Source organism: Micromonospora sp. CNB394, assembly GCF_000374985.1.
GTDB classification, from domain to species: Bacteria; Actinomycetota; Actinomycetes; order Mycobacteriales; family Micromonosporaceae; genus Micromonospora; species Micromonospora marina.
In genome coordinates, this window is sequence record NZ_KB895826.1 from 154,259 (window position 1) to 166,203 (window position 11,945).

Annotated in this window: 10 protein-coding genes; 7 read left to right on the plus strand and 3 right to left on the minus strand. The window is 69.0% G+C overall.

What is annotated here, in order from left to right; all coding sequences use genetic code 11:
• Nucleotides 1–97 precede the first annotated feature (97 nt).
• The 5 genes from C569_RS0104720 (at nucleotide 98) to C569_RS0104740 (ending at nucleotide 5,934) form a co-directional block, all read left to right on the plus strand.
• Nucleotides 98–1,741: an ABC transporter substrate-binding protein gene (locus C569_RS0104720; RefSeq protein WP_018784649.1), complete on the plus strand. Its 1,644-nt coding sequence runs from the start codon at nucleotides 98–100 to the stop codon at nucleotides 1,739–1,741.
• Nucleotides 1,742–1,885: 144 nt separating this feature from the next.
• Nucleotides 1,886–2,812: an ABC transporter permease gene (locus C569_RS0104725; RefSeq protein WP_018784650.1), complete on the plus strand. Its 927-nt coding sequence runs from the start codon at nucleotides 1,886–1,888 to the stop codon at nucleotides 2,810–2,812.
• 75 nt (nucleotides 2,813–2,887) lie between these two features.
• Nucleotides 2,888–3,871, plus strand: a complete 984-nt coding sequence (locus C569_RS0104730) for an ABC transporter permease (protein ID WP_026267701.1) — start codon at nucleotides 2,888–2,890, stop codon at nucleotides 3,869–3,871.
• 25 nt (nucleotides 3,872–3,896) lie between these two features.
• On the plus strand, nucleotides 3,897–4,925 hold the full coding sequence (locus C569_RS0104735) for an ABC transporter ATP-binding protein (protein WP_018784652.1): 1,029 nt from the start codon (nucleotides 3,897–3,899) through the stop codon (nucleotides 4,923–4,925).
• Nucleotides 4,918–5,934, plus strand: a complete 1,017-nt coding sequence (locus C569_RS0104740) for an ABC transporter ATP-binding protein (protein WP_018784653.1) — start codon at nucleotides 4,918–4,920, stop codon at nucleotides 5,932–5,934. Before C569_RS0104735 ends, C569_RS0104740 begins: the two co-directional genes overlap by 8 nt.
• 75 nt (nucleotides 5,935–6,009) lie before the next feature.
• Here the strand turns inward: C569_RS0104740 and C569_RS0104745 are convergent, their stop codons facing one another.
• Nucleotides 6,010–6,363 (minus strand): chorismate mutase, encoded by a 354-nt coding sequence (locus C569_RS0104745; protein WP_018784654.1) that lies wholly within the window; start codon nucleotides 6,361–6,363, stop codon nucleotides 6,010–6,012.
• 288 nt (nucleotides 6,364–6,651) lie between these two features.
• Between C569_RS0104745 and pcrA the strand changes: the two genes are divergently transcribed.
• Entirely contained in the window at nucleotides 6,652–9,099 is a 2,448-nt protein-coding gene (gene pcrA / locus C569_RS0104750) for a DNA helicase PcrA (RefSeq protein WP_018784655.1), read from the plus strand.
• Between the two features lie 555 nt (nucleotides 9,100–9,654).
• Nucleotides 9,655–10,455 carry an aminoglycoside phosphotransferase family protein gene (locus C569_RS0104755; RefSeq protein WP_155945497.1) on the plus strand — a complete coding sequence of 267 codons (801 nt, stop codon included), beginning with the start codon at nucleotides 9,655–9,657 and terminating at the stop codon, nucleotides 10,453–10,455.
• Nucleotides 10,456–10,506: 51 nt separating this feature from the next.
• Here C569_RS0104755 and C569_RS33045 read toward each other — a convergent pair whose 3' ends face one another.
• On the minus strand, nucleotides 10,507–10,794 hold the full coding sequence (locus C569_RS33045; RefSeq protein ID WP_155945498.1) for a hypothetical protein: 288 nt from the start codon (nucleotides 10,792–10,794) through the stop codon (nucleotides 10,507–10,509).
• Nucleotides 10,795–11,083: 289 nt separating this feature from the next.
• A complete protein-coding gene (locus C569_RS0104760) occupies nucleotides 11,084–11,851 on the minus strand; it encodes a M23 family metallopeptidase (RefSeq protein ID WP_018784657.1) in 768 nt (255 codons plus the stop codon).
• Between the last annotated feature and the right edge of the window lie 94 nt (nucleotides 11,852–11,945).

The following is an 11,945-nucleotide window of genomic DNA, read 5'->3' on the forward strand; positions in this document are numbered from 1 at the left end:
ACCGGCGTCCTGCGGTTCGGGTCGCCGGTGGTGTCACCCCCAAGACGTGCGTGAAACCCACGACGGAACCAGGTTAAGAAAGAGGAGGCCCCTCGGAATGAGAGTCTCGAAGCGGGCGAGCGGCGCGCTCGCGGTGGGCGCGGCATTCGCGCTCGTCGCGTCCGGCTGCTCCAGCGGGAACAACGACGGTGGCGACGCCGGCGCCAGCAGCGACGGCGCGATCGTCATCGACGGCACCCAGCCGGAGAACCCCCTGGTTCCGGCGAACACCACCGAGACCGGTGGTGGCGCGATCATCGACTGGATGTGGAGCGGTCTGGTCGAGTACCCCAACAACGGTGGGGCGCCGCAGAACCTGCTCGCCGAGTCGATCGACACGACCGACTCGAAGGTCTTCAAGATCAAGATCAAGCAGAACACCAAGTTCCACGACGGCACCACCGTCAAGGCCGAGAGCTTCGTCAAGGCCTGGAACTGGGCGGCCTACGGCCCGAACGGCGCGCAGAACGCCTCCTTCTTCTCCGACATCCAGGGCTTCGACGAGGTCTACACCGAGGACCCGGACGGCCCGGAGGGCCCGCAGAAGGCCCCGGAGCCGAAGGCCAAGGAGATGTCCGGCCTGAAGGTCGTCGACGACTGGAACTTCGAGGTCACGCTCGCCGCGCCGACCTCCGTGTTCCCGACCAAGCTCGGCTACAGCGCCTTCGTGCCGCTGCCGGACGCGTTCTTCTCGTCCACCCCGGCGGACTTCGGCAAGAAGCCGATCGGTAACGGCCCGGTCGAGCTCGTCTCCTGGCAGGACGACGTCGAGATCAAGCTGACCCGCTTCGACGACTACAGCCTGCGCGACAAGATGAAGATCAAGGACGTCACCGTCAAGATCTACCAGGACGACACGGCGGCGTACAACGACCTGCTCGCCGGCAACCTGGACTTCCAGCAGCAGGTTCCGGTCTCCGCGCTGGCCGGCGAGAAGTGGAAGACCGACCTGGGTGAGCGGGCTCTGTCCTCGACCACCCCGTCGACCGGCATCATCGCCTTCCCGATCTACGACAAGCGCTTCGAGAACCCGAAGCTGCGCAAGGCGATCTCGCTGTCCATCGACCGGCAGTCGATCACCGACAAGATCTTCTTCGGTACCCGCAAGCCGGCCGACAGCTGGGCCAACCCGCTGACCCCGGGCGCCGAGCCGGGCAACTGCACCGCCTGCAAGTTCGACGTGGCCCAGGCCAAGCAGCTGTACGCCGAGTCCGGTGGCTTCCAGGGCAAGCTGACCCTGTCGTACAACGCGGACGCCAGCCACAAGGAGTGGATGGAGGCCGTCGCCCAGCAGATCAAGACCAACCTGGGCATCGACGCGGTCGCCGTCGGCGTGCCGACCTTCGCGGTCTTCCGCGCCAACATCAACGCCTACAAGATGACCGGCGCCTACCGGGCCGGCTGGCAGCAGGACTACCCGGACGTCGAGAACTGGATCAACCCGCTCTACGTCACCGGCGGTTCCTCGAACGACGGCAAGTACAGCAACCCGCAGGTGGACGCCCTCGCCAAGGAGGCCACCGCGGCCCCCAGCCTCGAGGAGGCCCACAAGAAGTTCGCTGAGGCCGTCAAGCTGATCGACCAGGACGTCCCCTCCATGCCGATCTACTTCGGTGGCCAGCAGTCCGGCCACTCGGAGAAGATCAAGAAGGTGGAGCTGACCAACGTCGGCGAGCTCGACATCACCTCGGTCGAGCTCTGATCCGAACGGTCTGACCCCGGGTCGGGCTCGCCTACCGGTGAGCCCGACCCGGGGCCGTTCCGCGAGGGGGTGTACAACGAACCCCTCGCATGTTGTCGTCGCCGCGCCGGCTCACCCGGCGCTCCCTGTCTGGAGGACCACCCCATGGGCCGTTATCTCTTGAGACGGCTGCTGCAACTCGTGCCGGTGTTCATCGGCACGACGTTCCTGATCTACTGGCTCGTCTGGTCAGTGCCCGGTGACCCCTTCGCCGGCAAGTGCGGCGATCGCGGTTGCCCGCCCAACTACCGGGCCATGATGACCGAGAAGTACAACCTCGACGAGTCGATCTGGGTGCAGTACGCCAGCTACATGAAGAACCTCTTGCAGGGGGACTTCGGTATCACGTTCGGCGGTCGCGAGATCAGCGACATCATCGCCACGTCGTACCCGAACACCCTGAAGCTGGCGGTGGTCGCCCTCGCGATCGAGGCCGTGATCGGTCTCGGTGCGGGCATCCTCACCGGTCTGCGGCGCAACGGCTTTCTGGACAACCTGGTCCTGGTCTCCACGCTCTTCCTGATCGCCCTGCCGGTCTTCGTCATCGGCTTCGTGCTGCAGTGGCTGCTGGGCGTCAAGTGGGGCATCATCACCCCGACCGTCTCCAACGAGATGCGGTTCAGCGAGCTGATCGTGCCCGGCTTCGTGCTCGGCAGCGTGTCGATGGCGTACGTGGCGCGGGTCGCGCGGACGAGCATCGCCGAGAACCGGCGTGCCGACTACGTCCGCACCGCGATCGCGAAGGGCCTGCCGATGCGCCGCGTGGTCGGCGTGCACCTGCTGCGCAACTCGCTCATCCCGGTGGTCACCCTGCTCGGCACCGACCTCGGCGCCCTGATGGGTGGCGCGATCGTGACCGAGGGCATCTTCGGCATCAACGGCATCGGCCGCCAGGTGCTCCGCTCGATCGTGACGAAGGAGAGCGCTACCGTTGTCGGCATCGTGGTGGTGCTGGTTCTCGTCTATCTCATCATGAACCTGGTGGTCGACCTGCTCTACGCCGCCCTCGACCCGAGGATCCGCTATGAGTGACCGCCGCAGCGAACGAATCGTCCCAGCAGTCTGCGCGGGTAACCACGCTCGCGCCGAGCGCAGCGAGGTGCGGGCATGAGTGACCCGAATACCGCGTCGATCGTGACGACGCCGCCCGCGACCATGCCCACCGAGGCCGGGTCGGGCGCACCCACAAACGCCGGCCTCCCGGAGAGCGCCAAGCAGCAGAAGCCCCGCGGCCTGCTCGGCGACGCCTGGATCGACCTGCGCCGCAAGCCGCTGTTCTGGATCTCGGCGACGTTCATCCTGATCTTCATCGTGATGGCCGCCTTCCCGTCGCTGTTCACCTCCGGCGACGCGGTCAACGGCACGCTGGAGCGCAGCCGGGTCGAGCCGTCGTCGGCCGCCTGGTTCGGCTACGACGTGCAGGGCCGCGACGTCTACTCGCGGGTCATCTACGGCGCCCGCGCCTCGATCGTGGTCGCGGTGGTCTCCACCATCCTGACGCTCCTGGTCGGCGGCACGATGGGCATCATCGCCGGCTACCGCGGCGGCTGGGTGGACGCGCTGCTCTCCCGCATCGCGGACATCTTCTTCGGCCTGCCGTTCGTGCTCGGCGCGATCGTCATCCTGACCACGTTCAACGGGTCCGGCACCGACAACGGTGAGTGGACGATCATGGGCCTGGTGATCATGTCCCTGAGCGTGCTGAGCTGGCCGGTCGTGATGCGGCTGATGCGGTCCTCGGTGCTCGCCACCAAGGAGGCCGACTACATCGTCGCGGCCCGCGCCCTGGGCGCCGGCACCGGCCGGATCATCCTCAAGCACCTGCTGCCGAACTGCCTGGCCCCGCTGCTGGTCTACGGCACGATCATGGTCGGCTCGTTCATCGGCGCCGAGGCCACGCTCTCGTTCCTCGGCATCGGCCTGAAGAACCCGGTGGTCTCCTGGGGCATCATGATCAGCGAGGCGCAGAACTACATCCGGGTCTCGCCGTACCTGCTGTTCTTCCCCGCCGCGTTCCTCGTCACCGCAGTGCTGAGCTTCGTCATGCTCGGCGAGGCGGTCCGCGAGGCCCTCGACCCGAAGCTCCGATAGGGGAACTGAGTTGTCCGACATTCTCGTGTCCGAGCAGTCCGCGCCGGGCGCCGACGGATCCGGCCGCTCCTCGGGCCGCCTGCTCGAGGTCGACGACCTGCGGGTCGAGTTCCGCACCCGGGACGGCGTCGCCAAGGTCATCAACGGAGTCACGTACCACGTCGACGCGGGGGAGACCCTCGCCGTGCTCGGCGAATCCGGCTCCGGTAAGAGCGTCACCGCGCAGACCATCATGGGCATCCTGGACACCCCGCCCGGGTTCGTCACCGGTGGGCAGGTCCGCTTCCACGGCAAGGACATGCTCACCATGTCCCCCGAGCAGCGGCGGCGGATCCGGGGCGAGGGCATCGCCATGATTTTCCAGGACTCGCTCTCGGCCCTCAACCCGGTTTTCACAGTCGGCTTCCAGATCGCCGAGCAGTTCCGCATCCGGCGCGGCATGAGCCGCTCGGACGCCAAGAAGCGCGCGATCGAGATGCTCGACCAGGTGAAGATCCCCAACGCCAAGGGCCGTTTCAGCAACTACCCGCACCAGTTCTCCGGCGGTATGCGGCAGCGCGCGATGATCGCCATGTCGCTGGCGCTGGACCCCGAGGTGCTGATCGCCGACGAGCCGACCACCGCGCTGGACGTGACGGTGCAGGCCCAGATCATGGACCTGCTCGGCGAACTCCAGCGGGAACGGCAGATGGGCATGATCCTGATCACCCACGACCTCGGCGTGGTCGCCGACGTCGCGGACCGGATCGCGGTCATGTACGCCGGGCGGATCGTCGAGGAAGCCGACGTCTACGACCTGTACCGCAAGCCGGCACACCCGTACACGCTCGGCCTGCTCAACTCGATCCCGCGGATGGACGAGAAGGGGCAGGAGCTCCGCACCATCAAGGGCCTCCCGCCGAACCTGATGAACATCCCGCCGGGCTGTGCGTTCAACCCGCGCTGCCCGATGGCGCAGCCGGTGTGCCTGGAGAAGGTCCCGCCGCTGCTGCAACTGGGCAACGGCCGGGCCAGCGCCTGCCACTTCGCGGAGGAACTGGTGAACCGTGACTGAGAACATCATCGAGGTTCGTGACCTGGTCAAGCACTACCCCGTGACCCGGGGCGTGGTGTTCAAGAAGACCATCGGCCACGTCAAGGCCGTCGACGGCGTCTCGTTCGAGCTGAAGGCCGGCGAGACGCTCGGCGTGGTCGGCGAGTCCGGCTGCGGCAAGTCGACGCTGGCCCGGGTACTGATGAACCTGGAGAGGCCGACCGCCGGTCAGGTGCTCTACAAGGGCCAGGACATCTCCAAGCTCTCCGGTGGCGCGCTGCGGCGGCTGCGCCGGCAGATCCAGCTGGTCATGCAGGACCCGTACACCTCGCTGAACCCCCGGATGACGGTGGGTGACCTGATCGGCGAGCCGTTCGAGATCCACCCCGACGTGGCTCCGCGCGGCAGCCGGCGCACCAAGGTCAAGGAGCTGCTCGACCTGGTCGGCCTCAACCCGGAGCACATCAACCGGTACCCGCACCAGTTCTCCGGCGGCCAGCGGCAGCGCATCGGCATCGCCCGGGCGCTGGCGCTGCGGCCCGAGGTGATCGTCTGCGACGAGCCGGTGTCGGCCCTGGACGTCTCGATCCAGGCCCAGGTGATGAACCTGCTGGAGAAGCTCCAGGCCGAGTTCGGGCTGTCGTACGTCTTCATCGCCCACGACCTGTCCGTGGTGCGGCACCTCTCCGACCGGGTAGCCGTGATGTACCTGGGCAAGATGGTGGAGATCGGCACCGAGGACGAGATCTACGAGCGGCCGACCCACCCGTACACCCAGGCGCTGCTGTCGGCGGTGCCGGTGCCGGACCCGACCTTGCGGGAAAGCAAGGCGATCATCCGGCTCCAGGGCGATGTGCCCTCGCCGGTCAGCCCGCCCTCGGGCTGCCGGTTCCGCACCCGGTGCTGGAAGGCGCAGGACGTCTGCGCCCAGGAGGTGCCGCTGCTCCAGATCCGGCCGGGCTCGGACCACCCGAGCGCCTGCCACTTCGCGGAGAAGCGGGAGATCGTCGCCACCCACGAGGTGGCCTGATCCGTTCCGGACCGCCTGCCGGCGTCAGCTCGACGTCGGCAGGCGGTTCGTCGTATCCGGGGGCGTGTCGCCACGTCACAGCGGGCCGCGGCCGGCGCGCAGCAGCAGCAGCGCGAGCTGGGTGCCGTCGGCGCCGAGTTCGGACCGGAACCGCTCCAGGATCTCCCGCTCGCGGGAGAGCACCAGCCGGGTGCCGCCGGACGCCATCCGGGTCGCGCCGACCTCCTGGGAGAGCGCCGCCCGCTCCTGCCAGAGCGCGATGAGGGTGCGGTCGATCTCGTCGATCCGCCGCCGGATCTCGCCGATCCGCTCGGCCGCCGTCGCGTCGTCGGTGCCGGTCCGGGCCGCCGCGGCCCCGGTCGGGTCGCCGCCGGCCGTCAAGTCGTGCCGCGCCAGGCTGCCGCTGGACTCCACCACGTCAGTCATCATCGTCGTCCCTCTCGGGGCTCGGGCCCGGTACCCGGATCCCGGAACGAAAACGCCCCGGGCTCTGGGAGCCCGGGGCGTTTCGCAGGTCTGTGATCAGGCGCGACCTACGGCTGCCGGACTCCCGGTGCCGTAGTAAAAGGAGAAGCGCTGATCGAACACGCTGTCGAGTATGCCGACCATCCGGGCGGGCGCGCAAGGAGACGCACCAACAGGTGAGACGTGACCGTGTGCGCGCAGCGGTGGCGCGGGCGGGGAAGTGTCCGCCCGGCGGCATAGACTCGGGCTGCGATGCATCCTCTCTTCGACATTCCCACATCCCTGCCCGCGCCGGAGTCCCCGCCCGCGCCGGAGTCCCGGCCGACCCCGCCGCGCCGTCCCGGGGGCACCGGGTCGGACCCGGTTGCCCTCCTCGACGGCCTGAACGGCCCGCAACGGGACGCGGTGACCCACGCCGGCTCCCCGTTGCTGATCGTGGCCGGCGCCGGGTCCGGCAAGACCCGGGTGCTGACCAACCGGATCGCCTACCTGCTCGCCGCCCGCGACGTGCACCCGGGCGAGATCATCGCGATCACGTTCACCAACAAGGCCGCCGGTGAGATGAAGGAGCGGGTGGCCGCACTGGTCGGCCCGCGCGCCCGGCTCATGTGGGTCTCGACGTTCCACTCCGCCTGCGTACGCATCCTGCGGGCCGAGCACGAGCACGCCGGCCTGAAGTCGACGTTCTCGATCTACGACGCGGACGACTCGCGCCGGTTGATGCAGATGGTCGCCCGCGAGCTGGACCTGGACCCGAAGCGCTACCCGGCCCGGGGCCTGGCCGCGCAGGTGTCGAACCTGAAGAACGAGCTGGTCGACCCGGAGGAGTTCGCCGGCCGGGCCAAGGGGCCGAACGAGCGGGCGCTGGCCGAGGCGTACACGCTCTACCAGCGGCGGCTGCGCGAGGCGCACGCGCTGGACTTCGACGACCTGATCATGACGACGGTGCACCTGCTCCAGTCGCACCCGCACGTGGCGGAGAGCTACCGGCGCCGGTTCCGGCACGTGCTGGTGGACGAGTACCAGGACACCAACCACGCCCAGTACGTGCTGATCAAGGAGCTGGTCTCCGGGACCGAGGGGGTCGCGCCGGCGGAGCTGTGCGTGGTCGGTGACGCCGACCAGTCGATCTACGCGTTCCGCGGTGCGACCATCCGCAACATCCTGGAGTTCGAGCGGGACTTCACCGACGCCCGCACGATCCTGCTGGAGCAGAACTACCGCTCCACCCAGACCATCCTCAACGCGGCCAACGCGGTGATCGACCGCAACACCTCCCGGAAGCCGAAGCGGCTGTGGAGCGACGCCGGGTCCGGCGAACAGATCGTCGGGTACGTCGCCGACACCGAGCACGCCGAGGCCGACTGGGTGGCCCGGGAGATCGACCGGCTGGTCGACGACGGCGAGACCCGTCCGGGCGACGTGGCGGTGTTCTACCGCACCAACGCCATGTCCCGGGTGTTCGAGGAGGTGTTCATCCGGGTCGGCCTGCCCTACAAGGTGGTCGGCGGGGTGCGCTTCTACGAGCGCAAGGAGGTGCGCGACGCGCTCGCGTACCTGCGCGCGGTGGTGAACGACGACGACACGGTCAGCCTGCGCCGCATCCTCAACACCCCGCGCCGGGGCATCGGCGAGCGGGCGGAGGCGTGCGTGGAGGCGCTGGCCGCCCGGGACCGCATCTCCTTCGGTGCCGCGCTGCGCCGGGCCAAGGACGCACCGGGCATCTCCACCCGGGCCGCGAACGGCATCGCCGAGTTCGTCGCGCTGCTCGACGCGGCCCGGGAACTGGCCGGCACCGGCACGCCGGAGGAGGTGCTGGAGGCGGTGCTGACCCGCTCGGGCTACCTGGCCGAGCTGGAGGAGAGCCTCGACCCGCAGGACGCCGGCCGGGTGGACAACCTCCAGGAGTTGGTGAGCGTCGCCCGGGAGTACACCGAGCGGATCGAGGCGCTCGGCGCCGACGACGAGCGGGCCACGCTCGCCGGTTTCCTGGAGCAGGTGGCGCTCGTCGCCGACGCCGACCAGATCCCTGCGTCACCGGCCTCGGCGCCTGACGGCGCGGAGGCAGACGATGCCGCGCCGCATCAGGGTGTCGTCACGCTGATGACGCTGCACACGGCCAAGGGCCTGGAGTTCCCGGTGGTCTTCCTGACCGGCCTGGAGGACGGCGTCTTCCCGCACCTGCGCTCGCTCGGCGACACCCGCGAGCTGGAGGAGGAGCGGCGGCTGGCGTACGTGGGCATCACCCGGGCCCGCCAGCGCCTCTACCTGTCCCGTGCGGTGACCCGCTCGGCGTGGGGCGCCCCCGCCTACAACCCGCCGTCGCGGTTCCTGGAGGAGCTGCCACCGGAGTTGGTCCGCTGGGAGCGCACCGAGGGGTCGTACACCTCGTGGGGCGGCGGAGGCGGCGGCGTGGGTGGCCGGGCGGACCGGCTCGGCCGCGGCGGCTTCGCCGGCGGCACGCCCAAGGCGACCGAACTGGCGAAGCGGCTCGGCGTGGACGCCAGCCGTCTGGCCACCGCGAGCGAGCTGAAGCAGGCCCCGAAGGTCTCCGTCGGGGACCGGGTCAACCACCAGCGGTACGGCCTGGGCCGGGTGCTGGCGGTGGAGGGGGCCGGGCCGGGTGCCCGGGCCCAGATCGACTTCGGCGACCAGACCATGTGGCTGGTGCTGCGGCACGCCCCGATCGACAAGCTCTGAACGTGGGCGGGCCCGGTCCGGCTCGTTGCCGGGCCGGGCCCTCCTCCTGTTGTGGCGTTGTAGATTCTCGTCGACCTTGTCGTCGGTCGCGTGGCTGACCTGGGTGTGACGGTTGTTTCTCAACGGTTTGTCGGCCGGTTCTTCTCATCGACTTGTCGTTTCTTGATGCCCTTGGGTGGCGGAGTCGTTACCCGTAGCGTTGGTGTGCACGTGGTTGTGGTAGCGGTGCCGTGACGCCAAAGGAATCTCGGTGGCGAGATGAGAGGCGAAGTCGTAGCCTCGGCCTCGTCAGCGCTCAGTCGAGGAGGTCGACATGGCATGCATGGTCGTCAGCGAGGTAGCTGCCATCGCGGCGATGCGGGAGTCGACCGCGCGTTGATCCGCTGCCACTAGCTTCGAGTGGCTGTCGCCGGGCTCTTGGAGTCTGGCGGGACGTTCGGCTCCTCGCGTCGTTGCGGTTCGTCTGGCCGTGGATCGGTTCCGCGTTGCCAGTTGCTGGCGCCCGTTGTTCGGCGCCATGTTCACCGCTTACTGCGCTGATTTGAGGAGAATTTCGTGGATTCCGTATCCTCCTTCGAGCCGCTGCCAGCGGCCGAAGGCGGCCCCAGCCGCGCTGTTCGCGTGGGGAACACCGTGCGTCGTCCGGTCCGGCCGTGGACCGGCACTGTGCATGCTCTGCTGCGCCATTTGGAACAGGTCGGATTCTCAGGCTGTCCGCGGGTGGTCGGCGACGGCGTCGACGCCGACGGCAACGAGGTGCTGACCTGGATCGAGGGCAGCTTCGTGCACCCTCACGCCTGGTCGGACGAGGGCGTGTGGCAGGCCGGTGCTTTGCTGCGCGATCTGCACCATGCCACGGCCAGTTTCGAGCCGCCGCCGGATGCGGTCTGGCAGCCGTGGTGGATGCACCGTCCCGGTGAGGGCTCGCTGATCGGGCACTGCGATGCCGGGCCGTGGCACGTCGCCATCGTCGATGGTCGTCCGGCGGCGTTGATCGATTGGGAGCTGGCCGGGCCAGTCGACGCGCTCGACGAGGTTGCCGTGGCCGGGTGGTGGAACGCCCAATTGCACGGCGATGACGTGGCCGAACGCAACGACCTGCCGGACGCCGCCACGCGGGCGCGACACCTGCGGCTGTTCCTGGACGGCTATGAACTGCCGGTAGCTGCTCGGGACGGGTTTGTCGGGCGGATGATCGAGCTGGCGATTCGGGACTGCGCCGCTGAGGCGGCCCGTGCCGGGATCACGCCGGACTCGACCGATCCGGCACCGTTGTGGGCGCTGGCCTGGCGGGCCCGCGCCGCTGATTGGATGATCCAGCACCGCAACCTGCTCGAACACGCCATCGGCGTGTAGAGCGGGTTTCGTCAAACGTGGGCCGTCGGCGTACGCGTCGGCGGCCCACGGTCATGCCGGGATCGCTTGCTGGATGCGGTGCCGATTGTAGGGGCCGACTTTGGGTCGGGCGTTGGCACCGGCATAGCGGTGCAGTAGTTCGCGGACGGCTGGCTGGTCGAGATCGTCGAGCAGGCTTTGGCCGCGTGGGGTTGGGGTCATGGGCGCGTAGCGGTGCGGTGCGCGTAGGAGTGGCTGGGCGCCGATGTCGGCTTCGAGGCGTTGCAGTTGCAGGTTGAGGTTCTGGGTGTGCAGGCCGAGCGCTGCTGCCGTGCTGTTCATGCTGGGGTAGGTCGGCATCTGCTGGAGCGGTGCAGGCGTTGCCATCCAATGCGTTGGCCTTCGACCGCGCGGCGGACGTCGCGGGGCAGGCCGGGGTGGTTGAGGCAGGTGACGGTGTGGCCGTTCCCGCACCGGCAGACCACCGGCAACGTCGTCAACAACCACATGATCAAGCGACGAGTCGACCACAGCGTCGGTACCCGACCGGAACGCCACCGCGACATCTCGTGCCTCAAGCTTCCCATGGACGAACCGTGGTCAACTCATTTGAGGATGGGACATCTCTTTCGAGAACCTACAGACGCGGTCAGCAGGCTACGTCGACGCCCCGGGCGCGCAGGAACGGCGCCGGGTCGATCTGGTTCCACATCGCGCCCTGGTGCACCTCGAAGTGCAGGTGCGGGCCGGTGGAGTCGCCGGTGGAGCCTTCGTACCCGATGACCTGATCGGCCTTGACCGTGTCGCCGACGCCGACGGCGAGCCGGCTCTGGTGGGCGTAGTGGGTCAGGTAGCCGTTGTGGTGGTCGATGAAGACCGAGATGCCGTAGCCGTCGCCCACGTCACCGGCCTTGACCACGGTGCCCGCCGCGGCGGCGTGGATCGGCGTGCCGGCCGGCATGGCGAAGTCGATGCCGGCGTGCTGGGTGCCCCAGCGGGGCCCGTAGCAGGACGTGATGTCGGCGCCCTTCATCGGGATGACCCACGTCGGCTTCTTCGCCACTGGCTTCTTCGTCGGCTTGGGCTTGGGCTTGGCCGTCGCCGTCTTCTTCGGTGCCGGGGTGGTGGCGCTCGGGCTCGGCGACGGGCTGGCCGGTACGGCGGACGGGGTGACCGGTTCGCGGGCCGAACGGTCGGCGCGGGCGGCGTCGTCGGCGCGGGCCGCGACGCCGAGGTCGACGGCGGCAGGCTTCGGGTCGGACGGGACGGTGGTGGCGACCACGCCACCGATGCCGAGGCCGAGCACTGCTACCGCGCCGGTGACCAGGTAGACGGTGCGCCGGGCGCGGCGCGGACGCCGGTGCCGGGCGGGAGCGTTGTCCGGGGTGGGGCTGCTGTGCTGCACGGGGTCCTTCATCGGTTTCGAGGGGCACGTGACCTCGAAATACTGGTGTCGGTGCAGGTCGCAGCGGGTATCGGGGGGTGGCGGGGGTGGCCCGCGTCGCTGCCAC

What these genes read in the sequence shown, in the direction of transcription:
- pcrA (WP_018784655.1), top strand. Translation starts at nt 6,652, where the DNA reads ATGCATCCTCTCTTCGACATTCCCACATCCCTGCCCGCGCCGGAGTCC.
- C569_RS0104745 (WP_018784654.1), bottom strand. Translation starts at nt 6,363, where the DNA reads ATGATGACTGACGTGGTGGAGTCCAGCGGCAGCCTGGCGCGGCACGAC.
- C569_RS0104730 (WP_026267701.1), top strand. Translation starts at nt 2,888, where the DNA reads ATGAGTGACCCGAATACCGCGTCGATCGTGACGACGCCGCCCGCGACC.
- C569_RS0104760 (WP_018784657.1), bottom strand. Translation starts at nt 11,851, where the DNA reads ATGAAGGACCCCGTGCAGCACAGCAGCCCCACCCCGGACAACGCTCCC.
- C569_RS33045 (WP_155945498.1), bottom strand. Translation starts at nt 10,794, where the DNA reads ATGCCGACCTACCCCAGCATGAACAGCACGGCAGCAGCGCTCGGCCTG.
- C569_RS0104720 (WP_018784649.1), top strand. Translation starts at nt 98, where the DNA reads ATGAGAGTCTCGAAGCGGGCGAGCGGCGCGCTCGCGGTGGGCGCGGCA.
- C569_RS0104725 (WP_018784650.1), top strand. Translation starts at nt 1,886, where the DNA reads ATGGGCCGTTATCTCTTGAGACGGCTGCTGCAACTCGTGCCGGTGTTC.